This is a genomic window from Nitrosomonas sp. Nm58 (assembly GCF_900107335.1).
GTDB lineage: Bacteria > Pseudomonadota > Gammaproteobacteria > Burkholderiales > Nitrosomonadaceae > Nitrosomonas.
In genome coordinates this window covers 17,205-36,056 of the sequence record NZ_FNPQ01000002.1, presented here as the reverse complement: position 1 = coordinate 36,056, position 18,852 = coordinate 17,205, and the positions used below count along the sequence as shown (strand labels likewise).

At 44.8% G+C, this 18,852-nt stretch carries 12 protein-coding genes; 3 read left to right on the top strand and 9 right to left on the bottom strand.

What is annotated here, in order from left to right:
- Positions 1 to 102: 102 nt before the first annotated feature.
- The 9 genes from BLW34_RS01810 to BLW34_RS01770 all read right to left on the bottom strand — a co-directional run bounded on the left by BLW34_RS01810 (position 103) and on the right by BLW34_RS01770 (position 12,972).
- On the bottom strand, positions 103 to 1,842 hold the full coding sequence (locus tag BLW34_RS01810) for a type I secretion system permease/ATPase (protein WP_090574832.1): 1,740 nt from the start codon (positions 1,840 to 1,842) through the stop codon (positions 103 to 105).
- Between the two features lie 203 nt (positions 1,843 to 2,045).
- On the bottom strand, positions 2,046 to 2,951 hold the full coding sequence (locus tag BLW34_RS01805) for an NAD-dependent epimerase/dehydratase family protein (protein ID WP_256203529.1): 906 nt from the start codon (positions 2,949 to 2,951) through the stop codon (positions 2,046 to 2,048).
- Positions 2,920 to 3,798: a glycosyltransferase family 2 protein gene (locus BLW34_RS01800; RefSeq protein ID WP_256203528.1), complete on the bottom strand. Its 879-nt coding sequence runs from the start codon at positions 3,796 to 3,798 to the stop codon at positions 2,920 to 2,922. The genes BLW34_RS01805 and BLW34_RS01800 overlap by 32 nt, the downstream gene beginning before the upstream one ends.
- Positions 3,799 to 3,882: 84 nt before the next feature.
- Complete coding sequence (locus BLW34_RS01795) at positions 3,883 to 6,762, bottom strand: rhamnan synthesis F family protein (protein WP_177165918.1); 2,880 nt, start codon at positions 6,760 to 6,762, stop codon at positions 3,883 to 3,885.
- A 26-nt stretch (positions 6,763 to 6,788) separates the two neighbouring features.
- Complete coding sequence (locus BLW34_RS01790) at positions 6,789 to 7,808, bottom strand: glycosyltransferase (protein WP_177165917.1); 1,020 nt, start codon at positions 7,806 to 7,808, stop codon at positions 6,789 to 6,791.
- 45 nt (positions 7,809 to 7,853) lie between these two features.
- The gene (locus tag BLW34_RS01785; RefSeq protein WP_177165916.1) at positions 7,854 to 8,633 is read right to left on the bottom strand and encodes a PIG-L deacetylase family protein; all 780 of its coding nucleotides are present in this window, start codon (positions 8,631 to 8,633) and stop codon (positions 7,854 to 7,856) included.
- Positions 8,548 to 9,777 carry a glycosyltransferase family 4 protein gene (locus BLW34_RS01780; RefSeq protein ID WP_090574818.1) on the bottom strand — a complete coding sequence of 410 codons (1,230 nt, stop codon included), beginning with the start codon at positions 9,775 to 9,777 and terminating at the stop codon, positions 8,548 to 8,550. The genes BLW34_RS01785 and BLW34_RS01780 overlap by 86 nt, the downstream gene beginning before the upstream one ends.
- Positions 9,778 to 9,862: 85 nt before the next feature.
- Entirely contained in the window at positions 9,863 to 11,704 is a 1,842-nt protein-coding gene (locus tag BLW34_RS01775) for a GNAT family N-acetyltransferase (protein WP_090575115.1), read from the bottom strand.
- Positions 11,704 to 12,972, bottom strand: a complete 1,269-nt coding sequence (locus tag BLW34_RS01770) for an ABC transporter ATP-binding protein (RefSeq protein WP_090574815.1) — start codon at positions 12,970 to 12,972, stop codon at positions 11,704 to 11,706. The genes BLW34_RS01775 and BLW34_RS01770 overlap by 1 nt, the downstream gene beginning before the upstream one ends.
- 379 nt (positions 12,973 to 13,351) lie before the next feature.
- Here BLW34_RS01770 and dnaA point away from each other — a divergent pair, with 379 nt between their 5' ends.
- From dnaA to gyrB, 3 genes are all read left to right on the top strand, one after another.
- Positions 13,352 to 14,728, top strand: a complete 1,377-nt coding sequence (gene dnaA, locus BLW34_RS01765) for a chromosomal replication initiator protein DnaA (protein WP_090539850.1) — start codon at positions 13,352 to 13,354, stop codon at positions 14,726 to 14,728.
- A gap of 204 nt (positions 14,729 to 14,932) precedes the next feature.
- Complete coding sequence (gene dnaN / locus BLW34_RS01760; RefSeq protein WP_090574812.1) at positions 14,933 to 16,060, top strand: DNA polymerase III subunit beta; 1,128 nt, start codon at positions 14,933 to 14,935, stop codon at positions 16,058 to 16,060.
- A gap of 64 nt (positions 16,061 to 16,124) precedes the next feature.
- On the top strand, positions 16,125 to 18,533 hold the full coding sequence (gene gyrB / locus BLW34_RS01755; RefSeq protein ID WP_090574809.1) for a DNA topoisomerase (ATP-hydrolyzing) subunit B: 2,409 nt from the start codon (positions 16,125 to 16,127) through the stop codon (positions 18,531 to 18,533).
- Positions 18,534 to 18,852 lie beyond the last annotated feature (319 nt).

The following is an 18,852-nucleotide window of genomic DNA, read 5'->3' as shown; positions in this document are numbered from 1 at the left end:
CATTAAACATATACGTGGCGGCTTTATACACCTCTCTGTTTGCCAGTCATGTGAATGATGCCAAACCGGAACCTGCCTCTTTGCGCGTGGATTCACTGCTGATCAAGCAGTCTGTTCCTTAGCCTGCCGTTGTGCTAATTGCGCTTGTTGCGCCTGCTGCTGTTGTTTACCTAATTCAGCCAGAACTTGATTAGTTGGCCCAAACATCTGAAGCACACCTTCGCGCAATAACAGCAGCTTGTTGGTCCCAGCAATAATACTGGTGCGATGGGTGATCACTACGATCGTTTTACCCCGCTTGCGCAAATCAATAATTGCCGCCAATAAAGCTTGCTCACCCACATCATCGAGATTGGAATTGGGCTCATCCAGCACAATCAGTGAGGGATCTCCATACAAAGCGCGCGCCAGACCAATACGCTGCTTCTGTCCACCGGAAAGGCCGCCGCCGCTATCTCCCAGCAACGTATCATAGCCTTTAGGCATGCTCAGAATCATTTCATGAACCCCTGCTCGCTTAGTTGCCAGAATCACCTTTTCAGAGTCGATCTCACCAAAACGCGCGATATTTTCACTAATGGTGCCAGCAAACAACTCGATATCCTGAGGCAAATAACCAATGTGGGGCCCCAGCTCATCCTTATTCCACTGGTATACATCTGCGCCATCGAGCCGCACCTTACCCGCGGTAGCAGGCCATACCCCAACCAGCAAGCGCGCAAGCGTAGATTTGCCTGAGCCGCTTGGCCCAATGACACCCAATACTTCTCCGGCCGCAAGAGCAAATGTCAATCCCTTGATAACGGGTACTTTTGAGCCGGGCGGGGCTGCTATGACATTTTCAACCGACACTATGCCCTTCGGTTTGGGCAAGGCCATACCAGGCTGACGGTCAGGATTTTCTTCGAGTAATTTTGTCAGCCGCTCATAGGCGCTGCGAGTATTTCCAAATTGCCGCCAGACGCTGATTAGCAACTGTACCGGACCAATCGCCTTACCCAGCAAAATTGAACCCGCAATCATCATGCCAGGAGAGATACTGTCATCGAGTACCAGCAGTGCACCCAGTCCCAGCATCAGTGATTGCAATGCAACCGAAGTCGCTTTGCTAAGCGCGCTGACCACCCCTGATTTTTCGCTTGCCTCTGCCTGTAAATTCAAAAATTTACCATGGAGTTTGTACCAACGCGCTTGCAAATTGGGCAGCATGCCCATGGCTTCGATCACCTCAGCATTACGCAAATTATTGGTAGCCAGCGTCGTCGAGGCCACTGCCATGGCATTGGCCTCAGCAAGCGGTTTATGTGATACTTTTTCGTTGATATAGGCAAGCAACACCAAGGCTACCGTGCCTAACAAAGCAAACACACCCAGCCAGACATTAAACAGAAAAATGACCAGAAGATAGATCGGAAACCAAGGTGCATCAAAAAAAGCAAATAAAGCGTTACCCGTCAGAAATTGGCGTAGATTAGTCAAATCTTGCAAAGCCTGGCCCGCATTACTATTACCTTGCCGCAAACTTTGCTCGAAAGCTGCGGTATACACACGCTTGTTCATTTTCAGATCAAACTGCGCACCCACCCGTATCAAAACAAAACTGCGAACATACTCCAGGGCGCCCATGAATACATAAGCGCCTAACATGATCAACGTCAGCATCAACAATGTCATTTCGTTGCGGCTTGTCAATACGCTGTCATAGAGCTGCAGCATGTATAAAGCTGGCATCAGCATCAGCAAATTAATGACTGCGCTGAAAACACCAACAGTACGAAATGCGCGCCTAAAACTGATTAATATCTCTGCAAGTTCGCTATAAGGCGTATTTTTTGCTTTCATGTAAAAATGTTAATGTGCAACAGAATTTCCGGGACACCCAATATGCCAGAAAAATCAGTTGCCCTGTCATGTAAAAATCTATCCGTTGCGGAATATTACTTGGCTTGACTATAAAATCAAGTTTACTTTTGCTTTTATAGCAGAGAAGTTATTAGGCTATGGGTAATGTTTCTCGCCCGGGAAAATATTTTTCTAAATAACCATCAAGGCAGGTCCTCTTTCACCAACAGAAATGGCCTGGATGTATAGCCGAAATCACGTGATGCCTCCGAGCAATCAAACACCAGATCACGATTCATTCGCTCGGCCATCGCCACTGTCCAGTGGCGATAACGGGGTAATCGCCGCAATATATTGACTGCCAATCGAAAAGTCCAGCGAGGTATCGTTAACAAACAGGTCGGCTGATCCAATGCCTTGAAGATCCGTTTGATCATTTCACAATAACTAACTATCTCCCCGCCGCTGATATTATAAGCCCGATTGGCTACATTACTTGCTAAAAATGCTGCAACGCAAGCGGCGGCCACATCTTCTACATGAACCGGCTGACGCAAGCCTTGCGCGTCCCCAAGCAAGGGAAAAAATTTAAAGCGACGAATAAATCGGACTATTTCAGTAATATTTTTATCCCGACCTTGTCCGTAAATGAGTGTCGGGCGCAGAATAATCCAGGTGATACCGCGCTGTTCGGCCCATGCGCGTAAATTTGCTTCTCCTTCAGCGAGGCGTTGCGCCACCTTTTTTTCCCCACTGTCAGAAGAATCATCTTTGGTGAAAATACTTGTTGAAGACAATGCCACAATCCGTCGTGCCCCTTGTGCTGCCAGAAAATCGAAGTAAGCCGGCAATGTCCAGATCGGCGCTAAATATAACCATGAAGTTATTTCTTTATCACCCTTTTCCATAGAGAACCCGTACGCTAGCTGATGCCAGGCCACGGTCGGGCTCTGTAGCATGATTTCCGCTTCAATCTGCTGGCGGGAAAATGCTGCGGCCTGCCAGCCATGCTGTGCTAACAACGATAACACGCACTTTCCAACAGAACTGGTCGCGCCAAATACCCCCATGCATCGGTCAGCCACGTCGTAATCCCGATAGACTGCCAAGATGACTGATCGTGTGAAAGGCCACAACTGCCCCAAAACGTACCCATATGCCCACAGTAACGAGCCACATCAAAATACCGGGATATTGATCGCGAAAAAATTTCTGGTAAAAACGCACCATCCCCCGGTGTTTATGCCACGCAACAAAAATAGGGCGGGCCTGGCTGCACACGCCCTTGTAGTGCAATACCTGCACTTCGGGGGCAAACAATATCTTCCAGCCTTTCTGTCGAAAACGCATGCACCAGTCGAGATCTTCGCAGTGAAGAAAATAGCCCTCATCCCAGGCGCCAACCTCTTCGATGGCTTCCCGGCGCACCAGCATTAGCGCACCTGAGATCGCTTCGACTTCAATCGGTTTCTCCGGCAACGGCTGATGATGTAAATGAAAATCAAAAAAAAGGCGTGGCCAATATTTAGCCAAGCGATGCAATCCTATTGCTCGCACCAGTGAACGCCAGGGAGTCGGGATTGCGCGCCGGCTACCGCCTTGCTCACTCCCATCTGAATTGAGTAACTGCCCACCGACCATACCCACTCGGCTATCTGCCTCCATCACTTGCATCAGGCGCACCACAGCGCCGGGTGTCAACATACAATCTGGATTCAAAAACAAGATAAAGGGGGTTGTGGCTGCTTTCAGGCCAATATTACAACCCGCAGCAAATCCCACATTTTTATCGAGACGAATGATTTGCAAACGATGCTCCGCTGGAAACCTTTTTTCTAGCTCAACCAGACTTGAATCGGAGGAAGCATTGTCGACCACAATCACGTGCCGGGCTTGCTCTAGCGCCGCTTGAAGGCAATCCGTTAAGAATAATCCTGCATTGTAATTTACAGTCACTACAGAAATCTGCGACCTAACATTCGCTTGATGGCCTAACATAGCTAATTCTCATAAAAGGTAACTTCCTATAATATAGATCAGCTAATCGAGTACACCCGGAAAACGTTCGCGTTTTTTATCATAAAACTCAAATATAGAAATTTCCTCGTTTCCTGAGTAGTTATCCTCAACATGGAGAGCAGGTGTGTGGATACCTAGTTTCCAGCGATATTCCATCGTCTGGCGTATCGGAAGATTAGCTGCTCCATAGTGATGCCCAAGACTTTCAAAAAGATCTCCTGATATATCAAGCGCATCCTTCAAAAAATCTAATGCACCCTTGTGAATTTCCTCTAGGTCAGAAAAATGTTGTTGTGCTAAGCCAAGGGCTTTGAAGTGCGGCACAGCATTTCCCGCTACGTCCCTAAAACCCAGCAATTGACCCTGCGGGGCCGTTAAGACTGCCTCAAGCAGTAATGAAAATTGATAAATGGGTAAATCAGCGTGAAAAGCATTAATACGATGACCGAAGCATCCTTTGGCAAATTGCTCAAACCGATCAACCTCCGCTGATTGTTCCACCGTCACAAAATAATAACCTCCAGCAATACCCTTCATAAAGGTAGCTAGTGCACGCTGCATCGTGGCACTATAGCCAATATCAACCAGTGCTGAGCGCCGCCCCTTTATGAGGGGCTCTGCATAACGCTGATAGAGTATTCGTTCAGACAAAGCTTCATTCGTAAGTAAGTCTAAACACTCCAAGAGCTGGGTGCGATAAATCGCTGAATCTTCCGGCAGCGTTCCGGGACGCATCATGCGTTCTAATCCCAATCGCTCTAAGAACGGAATCGTGTTCTCGATACCCAGCCGTTTTTGCAGCAGATCAGCAAATGATCCTTTAAAGTGAGCCTTAAGCAATGGACCAATTGAAGTTTCATCACGCAAGGCAGCGATCATCGCCACTCGTCTGGAACAAAGGAAATACTGACCCTCAGGAATATGTTGACGCATAGCGATCAGATCATGGGCTTGTTTTAACAAATGGCCTTCACGACTCGCATAAAGTAATAGGTCAATTTTATCCTGACGAGCTTGTCCAATCAGCCAAGCCATGAAGACAGTTAATACTGGTCCGATAACGAGATAACCGAAATCACTTAAGCTGTTGATTTCAATGCTGCGCTCATCTGCATTAATAGAAATTGGAACATGAGCGTAGCCTGGTAGAAAGATCCGGTTCGCCATTAATCCAAGCAATAACCCTTCCTGCCAGATATTGGGTTGAAGCCAACGTTGCATCTCCTCGTTAAAAAGAAAGAATTGATCAGCAGCACGCATCACATGGGCTGGGTGGGCATAACCAAAATCAAGCGGAACTTGTAAATCAGAATGCTCATTATCACCGACATGCAACCATCGCTGAGGCGCCACATTTTCTTTCTGAGCAACGGCAGCCCACAGATCACCTCGATCCTTTCTCAAACCGGTTACGCAAGAAAGATAGAGCGAATCATACATGCCGATACCATGTTGAGCGAGGACGCTGCGTAGAAAATCTTCTGGTAAATACATATCAGAAACCAGTACGACACGTTTGCCTCTTGCTTTCAACTGCTGTACTGCCTCTCTGACATCTACGCGAGGTCTTAATGCGGTGAGCTCTGCTGATTCTTCCATGGCTCGTATAGCTGGCACATCTTCAGGTCGCCCACACAATTTACCAAAAGCAGTATAAATAGCGTCTATATCGACATCTCCTCCAGAACACTCAAGGCGCGCCAACCGCTCAGCCTGTTTACGTAAACGCGCAAAATCAGTAATACCGAAGCGGGTTTTAACCATTTCATCCAGATATGCAAATAAATTATCCGGAAAAAACCACTGACGTACCAGGAGGGTGTCAAAAATATCAAAAGAAACAATATCCATACTCGCAGCAGCCGATAGAATTCTACTTTTCGTGCTAACCGCATAATAATGATGCAAATTTTTTCGGCCAGGACTGAAGAATAAAGTTGTATTATCTTCGGCTGCAAGCATGACGCGCTGACTAAAACCAGCTGCATGAGCTACTGGAACAAATAGACGTTCGATCGTATGCTGAAGCGTACCGTCGGTTTGACCTTGTTCCTCAGGGAAATCAGCATAGCTCAGATTAAGGTCAAGCAAGGGGCGCAACGCTTCTACCCGCGCCCAGAACATTGATCCCATTGGAGCATCAACATAACTGCAATGCTCAATATCAATTGCTAATTGCTGAGCCAACGTGAGTGCAATGCCACGATTTTGCAGCCAAGTATGTGCCCAATAGGGTACACCTTCGAAAGTATCCGGATAAATCAAACCAATCCCTGGATTACTGATGAATTGTTGAAAAATATGCCTTATTCTTCGTTCACTTCCTAACAAATTCTCAAACAGATAATCACGCCACTCGACTCGTTCACGCCCTGAATACAATGATTTTTTACTGTGTATATGTAAAACATAGCGATATTGCCGGATCACCTTAGAAAATTCGACTAATAATGGCGCTATATCACGACCACGGTTGGGTACAACACGAACCTCCAGTTTGCCTATTCGTACAATCTGGCGAGCACGTGCAAGAACAACTTTGCGTGCAGTATCGTTAGTTACCGATAAATAGCAATCGGAAGTCCAGGGAATATTTTCAAGTGCGATGGCCATCTGATCGAACAATTCAGGGTAGTATACATGCGCGATAACTGCGATTCCGCCATTTGGGCGCAAATCAGTCAATTCGCCACTGACTAAATCACGCGCAAGATAGGTATTCTTGCGAAAACGTGCTGCTGCAAGTGCCTGTTGTCGTCTCAATGGAAGTCTGCGTAACAGACCACCATGACCTTCCATACGGTAAATTGCCCATGCCTTGCGGGCTAGTCCAGTCACTCCTCCATGGCTACGCGTTGCATGATAAACAAAGTTCGCAAGATAGCTGTATTTCTTCAACATGGTAAACTCTCGAATGTAACGAATGATTATAAACTTCTCAACCATTGCACCAATTTGCGCAGTGGAGCAGTGATTCGCCACGAGGAAGACTCGTAAACAGAAACCAGTTCTGCTTGTTTATGCATCAAATTATCATTGATTCTGGCAAGCTCACCACTTACTCCGGCAAGCTCACTACTTACTCTGGCAAGCTCACCACTTACTCTGGCAAGCTCACTGCTTACTCCGGCAAGATTGTGTTTAAGTAATTCTGTTTCACGATAAGAAATATGAAGCGCTCGATTACGATCATGATAGAGACGAGATAGCTGCCACAATTCCAAGGAAGTTAGACGCGGCAGCCATTTCTCATAGAGGGTAAGAGTTGCCTGGCGCATTCTCTCTTCATCTACTGTAATTGGATTAACACCAGAACCACCATTTATGAAGTAGGTAGCCGTCACCTGATCAGCCAAGGTAAAACGATAGTATCTGGCAATTTGTAGCCAGAAATCCCAATCTTCATAAACATCTAACGATTCATCAAAAAAAATTCCCCTTTGTAGAAACTTGCTAGGTACTAGCGGTGCGTGAATAGGTATAAAGTTACCTGCCAGCAATTTACCCTCTTCATAGCGTTCAGCAAATAAATTGAGGATCTTGCGTTCAGAATCACTCCGATCTATACAGCGTACCCCTGCATAGATCAAGATTTCTTGGTCGCTTGCTTTAAGCGCAGCAACCAAGCGACTGAAATGATCAGGGTCAAACGTATCGTCGTCATCTAGGAAGCTAAAATATGCGCCTTGCACAGCGACTAATCCAATATTTCCAGCTTGGCTTCTTCCTAGAGGCAACCCACCCTGATTAATCAGTCGCAGAGGAGAAACCCCACAAGTTGTGCCAATCTCAGAGTGATGCTCTCCCTTAGCATTCACCACCAACACCTCTAAATTAGAATAGGTTTGTAAAGCAACCGAATCTAACGCATCTGACAGCGTCGGACGATCCATACTGCGGATGATAATGCTCACCAGAGGAAGAGTAACATTGTCTTTCTCGTACATTTTTGAATGCAGCATCAGTTAAAAAGGTTTAAGAAAATGGCTAAATCAACCCCTCAAAAATCCTTCAAGGTAGAAGCGCAAGCTTAGCATTGCTTGTAGTAGCCCTTTCCACATTACCCTCTTTTCGGCTTCAACAAATGCTTCCGCATAGTTAGGTCTTTCCTTTTTAGGAAGATAAAGACCACGATAGCTGGCCAGCCCAATGCTAGCGGAGAGGTAATCACAATGTGCGAGTCGCAGTGCATACTTGGAGATTGCTTGTTTCTTAAGATGGATCACACTACCAATGTCTACCACCAGGGTAGCGGGAAGTGGGCTCCAAATTTCATAGATGAATGCCCGTGCAGCACCTCCCCAACGCTGCCAGCATGACAGAATAGCCTGGCCGATGGACACATGGTCTCGATGGTAATCGAGCACAGATGGTAAGAAAAGCCAATCTGGATCAAATTGTCGCAACAAGCTATGAATCTTTTTTTCGAAATGGGTCGAATTGCGAAAGTTACCATCAGGTTCGTCGAGAAATTCTAAGTCGTCTATGCCGAGCACTGAGAGCGCTGCTTTTGCTTCCAGGCGGCGAACTGCTGGAGCATCCGCACCAAGATTGTCGGTGCCAGTACTATTGGTAACGTAGACGACCTTGATTGCACACTTATTCTGCCGGAGTAGCGCCAGTGTACCTCCACAACCCAATACTTCATCATCTGGGTGGGGTGCAAAAACCAGTATTTTTCCGTTCTCAATTGGAATCAGTGGAGTCGGTAACGGGCAAAGCCTTAGCTGGGCTATCCTGGCTTGCTGCCGCTTGTCGATAAATCGCTTCATAAGCATCTGTAATCTCGATGATATTAGGCCAAATTTCGGCTCTTGCATGTCCTTTTTGTGCGATTGCTTTGCGAAGTTCGTCATCATCTAATAAGCATTGTATGGTCCTGGTCAGCGACTCCAGAGTTGGTTCAGCCAAGAGCGCGCCACCACCTACTACCTCGGGTACACCACCGACTGCAGTACAAACTGCTGCCGTACCTGCTACCAAGGCTTCTAGATTGGCTAAACCGAAGGATTCAGAAGCTGAGGCACTGACGTACAAGTCGGCGGCACAAAGGTATAGACCCATGTTCTCGGTGGTAGCAAACATGATTTCTCGGCTAAGTCCGAGCCGCCGCGCCAGTTCCTGCAGACTCCCGCTGTCTCCTTCACCGAGGATAACCAATTGAAGATCTTTTTTTATTTTTAACCTGGAACAGGCTTCGACCAGCAGCGGGAACTGTTTGACCGGCGCGATGCGGCCTACCCCCAGCATATAAACCGCGTCATCCCAGCCAAGTTGGTTTCGCGCTGCCTCCTTGCTATAGTGGTTAAGCACGGGACGTGCGTGGACCACGGAGTGCCAGCTTGCAGGTGCCGGAGAAATCCCCAAATCGCCAGCAAGCTGGGCAATACCACTACGGGTTGGTGCGATTACCCAAGAAGCGGCAAGCAACGTACTGGCTTCCCAATTGCGCATCACGCGCATTATCTGTCGGCCAAGTCGAGCACCATCTTCGTGAATGGCCTGAGCGTAGCAGCCAAACCCATGCTCAGTGACTCCCCATATGGCGCGGCATCCTGAATTAAATCTGGCAAAAAAACGGAAACCCGCGGCAATGATAGGATCGTGACAATGTACATGAGTGTGTCCATACTTTGCCGCCTGCTTGGCAGCAAGCCGACCCATGTTAAAACGTTCAAGAATGCCATAAAGAAGAGACAAAAAATCAGTATCAGTCTTGCTAATCCGGGTCAGGCTAACGAGTAAGCGGTGAAGCCGATGCTGCCACAAAATTGACCGTACCCCTAAGTCAGTTTGGCAAATATAATCTACCATAATGCCACGGAGCCGAAATTCCTCAATTAAGGGCATCAGACTTTGCCCCAGGCCGTAACGTTTATCAGCCTGGGATTCACGCGTAACCATGAGAATTTTCATAGCTTCACTGCCAAAACCTAATTATGAGTACCATTAACAATAAAAATAAACATGTTTCAGAAATTTAAGCTGGGAGCAAGCCTAATCAACGAAAGTCAGTGTCTCCACTCATCAGCCACCAGCGATTATGTAGCATCTCTGCTGCTGGGGCATCACTCCAGATAGGAGCAGGAATAGCCATTTCCAGTTCTTTCCTTATGCCACCGGTGGTGATAAAACAGGGTGCAAAGTTTTCCGTAATGCGACAAAACACCTTACTGCAACCATTGATTTTAGCCAGTCTTCTTGCGTGCACTATTAATAGCGGAATTTCTCGTAATGGCGCAACTAAATCCATGATTTCACTACTTTCCGAATCATGCCGCATTACAAGCAAACCCCGTTTCTTTCCATCAAAACGGTTGATTATCAATACGATCTGGTAACGTTGATGGGGGTGATCGAGATAACGATACCGTAAATAACGCCAATCGCGCACCCCGACCAATGCTTCTCTTAAATCTTCCGCCATTTTCTGCCAGCATTCATCAATAGCTGTAACGATCCGGGCTTCCTCAATGTTTGAGCTATCCACTGCCTGTAATCGAGTCAGCCATCGTGGAGTTCCTTTCAACGCGGGCCATTCGAATTCCGACATATCTCCAACATTCGTATACAAACGTAGGCGCTCTGCAACGCGCATAGCACGTTCATTCGGAAAACCATAACCGGTTAAAATGGATTTGCCGTAGCCAACAAAATATTCCTGAAAGGTAGCCGCCATAAGAAAAAAAGGGCCTCTTTTTGTGAGTACACTCCGCTCTTTGCTATCCACCATGACATCGCCAATTTGTACTGCCGTTTGTGGCTGGCCAAAAAACAGGATTTTTCGGGTCATACCTCCATAATGCGCAACCAACTGGTTTTGACGCCATACCCCTATGGCACGGCCTCGCCCGCCACCATATTTCCATTGCCACATCGCAGACGACATGCTATGGCCAAAAATCCGCTCAAACAGAGCAAGCATGTCAGGCGCCCGATTTTCTTCGAGCAAACGCAAACGCCACGTAGGATTCGATTTTTTTTTGAAATGCAACAATGCATAACCCCATCGCCCACACGCATATTTTTCTTGGCATTTCCGATTAAATTCATCCAATTGTGCAAGGTACTCAGCATTCAAGGAAAGATCATTCATCAATCGTTCCCGCTGGAGCGTTGTCACGCGAAGCCAATAAGCCAGCGTGGGTGCCGCCATATCAGCTAAGTCTAGCTGCTCGACCAGCTCAAATCCCAGGCGATTGGCTAATGCCAGCAGATCACTGAGCAGATGCAATCCCTCCGCACTAGCCTCGACTCGACCTAAGGCAAATTCGTCGACTATTAGCAAACTCCCGCCATCAGGCAGCAAATCGAGCCCTTTGTTAAAAATGACCAAGGGCTCGATATCTTGGCTGGACTCCTGAAATAGCAGGACATCAAAACTGCCCGAAGGTGCTTCAAAATCCTGCAATCGCTGACAGGTTACTTGTGCTTGGATACCGAGACGCTTATGTATCTGTGCAATCTGTTGAGCATCCTGGACGATACCGCGGACCTGATAGCCTTTTTGGGTGAATAAAGAAAAAATCGTTCCCAAGTCCACCTCTACTTCCAGGATACGACAAGGCGCGGAAGGTAAGCGGCTCAAAAGCAAATTCGTCAAATATTGCTGCGCCATCCCGAGATTTGTTTGGCCCTCCTGAAACAATCCGTAATGCAGATAATCCACTCGCCCTTCTTGTAACAGTAAAGCGTGCGCATAAACATTGAGAGGAAAGGTCAGATCTTTATAAGGAGATGTTGCCTCAGGCTGCAAATCGATGCCATCGTTAGTTTTTGTGGATGATGTTTCAGGTGTATCTGAAACTAACGCCTGTGCCAACTGGAGAATATTACTTTTCATTAATTGGCTTGCCATGTATGTGGTACTGCGAAATAGCCTTGTAACCTGCCTTCCTGCTGTACACGTAAGGTAGCTACACCATTTGCTGAATCATAGAGGTGTATGCCCTGCTCGCAAAGCAAATAGACGCTGATTAAATACTCCCCTTTGAGTAAAGGCAATTGTTCAAAAGCAATACTAATCTGCCCCGATCCATTCAGGGTACGCTGCAACGTGACATGATCTTCCCAGGTAGCGGCACTTGTCAGCATCCGCCCATCCATGGCATGGAGGGTAACCGCAACTGTTGGGCAGGGAACCGCGGGATCGGAAACAAACGATACTTTCACCCCAACTGTTGATTGACCACTTTTGACTATAGCGTTACTGTCCGTTCCCCCATCTATCTGAATATCTATTTTATCTAGACGCGCATGCCCGTACACATATCCGCCAGTATGGGGCAAATTAGCCGACACAGCCTCCTCTTCGGGGGCAGAGGCTTGCTCGGTTGTCTCCAGCACACTTCTGTCTAAAAACGTCTGATAAGCTGACACGACATTCTTTGCATCTCCTTCTGCCATAAGCTTGCCCTGATTGATCCAAAGCACCCGAGAACACAGCGACTCGATTTGAAAAAGCGAATGGGAACAAAACAAGATCGTCTTGCCACTTTCCTTCAACTGCATGATGCGATTAAACGACTTCCGTGCAAATGAACCATCTCCAACTGAAAGTGCTTCATCAATGATCAGAATGTCAGGGTCAATGCTCACCGCTACTGAAAACGCCAATCGCACATACATTCCACTCGAATAGGTTTTGACCGGCTGATCAATAAAATCCCTGATTTCTGAAAAATCGATAATTTGTTCAATCCGATCTGCGATTTCTTCTTGGGTCAACCCCATAATGGCAGCATTCAACCAGATATTTTCACGCCCGGTAAACTCTGAATTGAATCCAGCTCCTAGCTCCAGTAAGGCTGCTAAACGCCCATTTACCCGTACCTCGCCACAGGTTGGTGTTAATGTGCCGCAGATGAGCTGTAACAGAGTTGATTTACCTGAACCGTTGCGACCAATGATTCCTATTACTTCGCCCGGCATGATCTCCAGATTGATTCCTTGTAGTGCCCATAATTCCCGAAAATATCGGCGTCTTCCCCGCCATAGGAACTGCTTTAGACGATCTTTAGGTTGTGCATATAGCTGATAACATTTACCCAGTCCATGTGCATGGACGGCAGGTTGTAAGGATATTGATATTGGGTTGACATCCAAGCTCATCAACAATTCCTTATATGTTTTCTTAAATCAGAATTTCGTTCAGCTGTCATGAGCACTGGCAGCAAGACTCGAGAAGCGGTTTCGTTTTTGATCAACAAGGTATTGATAACAGGGGAGGCAAACTGATTACCACATGAAAAAAGACTAAATCAATAGTCCTCTATTATACTATTGTTATCCACAAAACAGTGACCTCCCAGAAATCTGGTATCCATTTTCATCTTTATAAGTGGAAATACCCTGATTTTATTTCTAATTATCAATCTGTTATTGATAATTAGAAATGAGGTTTCGGCGCGTCTTCAAACAACAGTGTAGAATACCCCATGAAAAAATTGCAGTTTAAAATAAATTTCAGATTAACTAGAATCTTCCACCTATGCAGGCAATAGAAACTTTCTGGTACTCCTGTCTTAAGCACTTCAAGAAAGAGCTCAATGCTCAGCAATTCAATACCTGGATTAAACCATTACAATTAGACACTTCCGAGGGTTGTGACGATCAACCAGTATTGATTGCGCCAAATGGATTCGTGCTGCAGTGGGTTAAAGACAATTTCATACCTCATATTGAGGTAATGGCTCAGCAACATTTTTCCAAGAAAATTCACTTTCAATTAATACTTGGAAACACCGCTGAAGCAAAAACCTCTAATGATGAAAACCTACACAATGTAAATGTAAGCAACCGTTCTGTCCAAACCATTGCTGCCAAGCCTGCATCGAAAAAAAGAAACGCCAGTCATCTTAATCCAAATTTTACTTTTGATAGCTTTGTTACCGGCAAAGCTAACCAACTTGCCCGTGCGGGTGCCATTCAGGTTGCTGAACGCCCCGGGATCGCATACAACCCGTTATTCATCTATGGTGGCGTTGGTTTAGGTAAAACGCATTTAATTCAAGCTATTGGTAATTATGTTTTAGCAAACGATCCCGAAGCAAAGGTACGCTACGTTCATGCCGAAAAATATGTTTCTGATGTGGTCAGCGCCTACCAGCATAAATCATTTGATAAATTCAAGCTGTATTATCACTCGCTAGATGTTTTGCTTGTTGATGATGTGCAATTTTTTGGTGGCAAGAATCGCACACAAGAAGAATTTTTCTATGCTTTCAATACACTCGTCGAAGCCCATAAACAAGTCATCATCACCTGTGATAGCTATCCAAAAGAAATTTCGGGGCTAGAGGAACGTCTTGTATCAAGGTTTGGCTGGGGCTTAACGGTTGCGGTTGAGCCACCAGAACTAGAAATGCGTGTAGCTATTCTATTAAAGAAAGCATCAATAGAAAAAATTGCTCTGGATGAAAACGTCGCTTTTTTTGTTGCTAAACATATCCGCTCAAATGTTCGTGAACTGGAAGGTGCTCTGAAGCGAATACTGGCTTATTCACGCTTTATAGGCCAACCTATATCCTTGGAGCTGGCAAAAGAAGCATTGAAGGATTTGTTAGCTGTCCAGAACCGCCAAATCTCCATCGAGAATATCCAAAAAACCGTTGCTGATTACTACAAAATCAAAGTAGCTGAAATGTACTCTAAAAAACGTACGCGCATCGTGGCAAGGCCCAGGCAGATTGCCATGGCCGTTGCCAAAGAACTTACGCAATTAAGCTTGCCAGATATTGGTGAAGCTTTTGGCGGAAGAGACCATACGACTGTACTGCATGCCTACCGGAAAATTACGGAATTACGGGCTTCTGATCCCACTATAAGTCGTGATTATAATGCTTTATTACACATCCTTCGCGGTTGATGCCGATATCTTGTGAGAAAAATCTGAATAATTTGTGGATAACTTGAAATAAAAGTAATTGCTTAATTTTATCCACAAATTATCCAAGTCAAGTCGTTATCTTATACCGGGCAGAAATTTTATTCAGATGATTGATATTTAATCTATTTTTAGAGATATACCGGAATTGACCTGCATTTATATACTATTATTAAAGTTTAAAATATGAATTTAATAAAAGCCAACCGGGATCTTTTGCTCAAACCTTTGCAAGCAGTTAGTGGAATTGTCGAACGGCGTCATACCTTGCCAATACTTTCCAACGTGCTAATCAAGGAAGAGAGTGGAAAAATTATTTTTGTAACCACTGATCTTGAAATAGAAATCGAAACGTATTCAACTTCACAAGGTACTGAAACATTAGTCGCTCAGGAATTCTGCGCAGTCACCGTTTCAGCAAAAAAGCTGTTAGATATCCTGCGTACTTTTCCTTCCAATACTGAAGTTACCTTAACAAAACGCGAAAATCGACTACAAATAAACGCGGGGAAAAGCCGCTTCAGTCTGCAAATACTTCCTGCAGATGATTTTCCGAGAATGGCTAAAGAGGACGTGCCTGAGATCACACTGACACTTCAGCAACAAGAATTTAAAAATCTTCTGCACTTAGTCCAATATGCAGTGGCACAACAGGATATTCGCTATTATCTAAATGGCTTATTACTGTTAGTCGAAGGCAAGCACCTAAAAGTGATCGCCACCGATGGTCATCGTCTTGGCTATGCTTCTATTGAATTGGAAGATCAATGGGAGAGAAAGGAAACAATCATCCCCCGGAAAACAGTGCTGGAACTTTCAAAGTTACTTGTTGATAGTGAAAAACCTATTGTCATAGAAATCTTTCAAAAAAAAGTACGCTTTGCCTTTTCTGATACGGTATTGTTTTCCAAAGTCATTGAAGGGAAATTTCCCGATTTCAATCGCGCTATTCCTGAAAATAATACTAAGCAATTCAATATAAATCGCTTGAATTTTCTGCAAGGATTGCAACGAGTTGCCATCCTCTCCAATGCGAGTGAAAAGTTTCGTGGTGTAAGATTGATTATTTCAAACGGTACATTGAGTATTGTTTGCAAGAATAGTGAACAAGAAGAAGCTCAAGATGATCTCGAAATCGAATATAACCAGGATACTATTGATATCAGTTTTAATATTACTTATCTATTGGATGTACTAAATAATCTCAATAGTGATAGCGTTCAATGTGCTTTTGAAAATGCCAATAGCAGTACTTTGATTACCATTCCAGGGAATGATCATTTTAAATATGTCGTAATGCCGATGCGACTATAAAAAATTTCAAAATTATTCGGCAAAAAATTTTTTCAACAAGCATTACTAAAAGTGATCAAGCACAATGAGCGAAAACCCCCTCAGCAAATCTCGTGAATATGATTCAGATAGCATCAAAATTCTAAAAGGACTTGATGCTGTTCGTAAACGCCCTGGTATGTATATCGGCGATACCAGTGACGGCACTGGGTTACACCACATGGTATTTGAGGTCGTCGACAATGCGATCGACGAAGCATTGGCAGGCTACTGTGACGAAATCACCGTGATTATCCATTCTGATAACTCTGTCAGTGTGCACGACAATGGCCGAGGTATTCCCACTGGAATAAAGCGGGATGATGAACTAAAACGATCGGCTGCAGAAATCGTGATGACTGAATTACATGCAGGCGGAAAGTTTGATGATAATTCTTACAAAGTATCTGGAGGATTGCATGGTGTCGGCGTATCGGTAGTGAATGCGTTATCTGAGTGGCTGCGTCTGACAATTCGCCGAGAAGGGAAAATTCATCATATAGAATTTCATGAAGGTGTGCCGCTTTCACCCCTCGCGATTACCGGTGAAACTGAAAAGCATGGAACTGAAGTTCATTTCTTGGCAAATAAGGAAATTTTCAGTGATATAACTTTTCACTATGACATCTTCGCAAAGCGATTACGTGAGCTTTCTTTTCTTAATAATGGCATCAAAATTAAACTGATTGATCAACGTAACGATAAGGAAGAAGTATTTGCTTTTGCAGGTGGTATTCGTAATTTTGTCGAATACATCAATCGAACCAAAACTGTCTTGCATCCTGCCATCTTTTATGCCAAGGGCGTGAAGGAAAATATTGCAGTGGAAGTCTCGATGCAATGGAATGATAGCTACACCGAACAAGTTTTGTGTTTTACCAATAATATTCCCCAAAAGGATGGTGGCACTCACCTGACTGGTTTGCGTGCTGCGATGACGCGTACGCTTAATAGCTATATTGAAAAAAACGAATTGGCCAAGAAAGCCAAGGTTGATACCACAGGTGACGATATGCGTGAAGGCTTGACCTGTGTGTTATCAGTTAAGTTATTCGAACCTAAGTTTTCTTCACAAACCAAAGAGAAGCTAGTGTCATCTGAAGTGCGCCCTGTCGTAGAAGAAATCGTGGCACAAAAACTGTCGGAGTTTTTGCTGGAATACCCGAGCGATGCTAAAACAATCTGTAACAAGATCATTGATGCAGCGAGAGCCCGCGAAGCTGCCAGAAAAGCACGAGAATTAACCCGGCGAAAAGGAGTGTTAGATGGCATGGGGTTACCTGGAAAGCTTGCTGATTGCCAGGAGAAAGATCCAGCGCTCTGTGAGCTCTATCTGGTGGAGGGGGATTCTGCTGGTGGTTCGGCAAAACAAGGGCGGGACCGGAAATTTCAAGCGATCATGCCGCTCAAAGGTAAAATACTGAACGTCGAAAAATCTCGCTTTGACAAATTGATTTCCTCACAGGAAATCGTTGCGCTGATTACAGCCCTCGGAACAGGTATTGGTAAAGATGAATATAATCCGGACAAGCTGCGTTATCATCGTATCATTATCATGACTGACGCAGATGTCGACGGCTCGCATATCCGTACACTGTTACTGACATTTTTCTATCGGCAAATGCCTGAATTGATTGAACGTGGACATATCTATATTGCTCAGCCACCACTTTACAAAATAAAATATGGGAAACAGGAGCGTTATGTCAAGGATAATTATGAGCTGAAACAATACATGCTAGGGTTAGCGTTAACGAATGCTGAACTTTATACTCATGAAAGCAAACCTCCTCTTACAGGAGAAACTCTGGCAAATATTGCTCGTGAGTATTTGCTGGCGGAAGCGGTTATCGAGCGGATGAGCCGGCTTATTGACAGTGCCGTATTGTACGCCTTGCTAAAGCAACCAGATATCGATTTAAGTAATGAGATGTCAACAGTGGATAGCGCAGCCAAGCTCACTTCATTACTTCATGATGTTGAAATCGTTGCAGAATTCGATGATGTATTTGAGCAATTCCGCCTTAAGATAACTCGCGTATATCATGGTAATGTTCAGATCAGCTATCTTGATCAGGATTTTCTCCAAAGTAGTGATTTCTCACAAATAAAAAAAGCAGCGCAAGTTCTTGGCGGTTTAATAGAGGATCATGCAATAGTCAAGCGCGGAGAGGAAAAGCAGTCGATTAGTGAATTTAAGGAAGCGCTTGATTGGTTGTTGGAAGAAGCAAAAAAAGGGGTAAATATTCAGCGTTACAAAGGATTAGGCGAAATGAATCCAGAACAATTATGGGAGACCACCATGGATCCCGCTAACCGCTGTTTGTTACGTGCTCAAATTGAAGACAGTATTCTCACTGATGAAATTTTTACAACGCTCATGGGTGATATAGTAGAGCCACGTAGAGAGTTCATTGAAAAAAATGCATTGCGAGTAACTAATCTTGACGTGTAGAGGAAGCTCGTTTTAATGGCATACTTCTTCTACTTTCTTTCAGAAAAAGAATTATATATAACTGATTTTTTTATTGACATTGCCATATTTCTTTCAACCACTTTGTGGTTGAAAGTCGATTACTGCGCTTGAAATGAAAAATGCTTGATCTATTCCGCTAAACATTTTGGAATCTATCAGATGATCTCTGCTTATTTCATATTAATAGTACGAAATTGAATCATTCTGCGTTGACTGATGAGGCCTAGCAGGGTAGAATCCGCGTTCTTTTATATGAGCGTGTAGCTGCATACTTTTTCGGTTCTGAGCGAGGGTAATA

Bases quoted from the DNA above. Each gene is read 5' to 3' on its own strand.
- BLW34_RS01810 (WP_090574832.1), bottom strand. From the start codon at position 1,842: ATGAAAGCAAAAAATACGCCTTATAGCGAACTTGCAGAGATATTAATC.
- BLW34_RS01795 (WP_177165918.1), bottom strand. From the start codon at position 6,762: ATGTTGAAGAAATACAGCTATCTTGCGAACTTTGTTTATCATGCAACG.
- BLW34_RS01790 (WP_177165917.1), bottom strand. From the start codon at position 7,808: ATGTACGAGAAAGACAATGTTACTCTTCCTCTGGTGAGCATTATCATC.
- BLW34_RS01785 (WP_177165916.1), bottom strand. From the start codon at position 8,633: ATGAAGCGATTTATCGACAAGCGGCAGCAAGCCAGGATAGCCCAGCTA.
- BLW34_RS01780 (WP_090574818.1), bottom strand. From the start codon at position 9,777: ATGAAAATTCTCATGGTTACGCGTGAATCCCAGGCTGATAAACGTTAC.
- BLW34_RS01775 (WP_090575115.1), bottom strand. From the start codon at position 11,704: ATGAAAAGTAATATTCTCCAGTTGGCACAGGCGTTAGTTTCAGATACA.
- BLW34_RS01770 (WP_090574815.1), bottom strand. From the start codon at position 12,972: ATGAGCTTGGATGTCAACCCAATATCAATATCCTTACAACCTGCCGTC.
- dnaA (WP_090539850.1), top strand. From the start codon at position 13,352: ATGCAGGCAATAGAAACTTTCTGGTACTCCTGTCTTAAGCACTTCAAG.
- dnaN (WP_090574812.1), top strand. From the start codon at position 14,933: ATGAATTTAATAAAAGCCAACCGGGATCTTTTGCTCAAACCTTTGCAA.
- gyrB (WP_090574809.1), top strand. From the start codon at position 16,125: ATGAGCGAAAACCCCCTCAGCAAATCTCGTGAATATGATTCAGATAGC.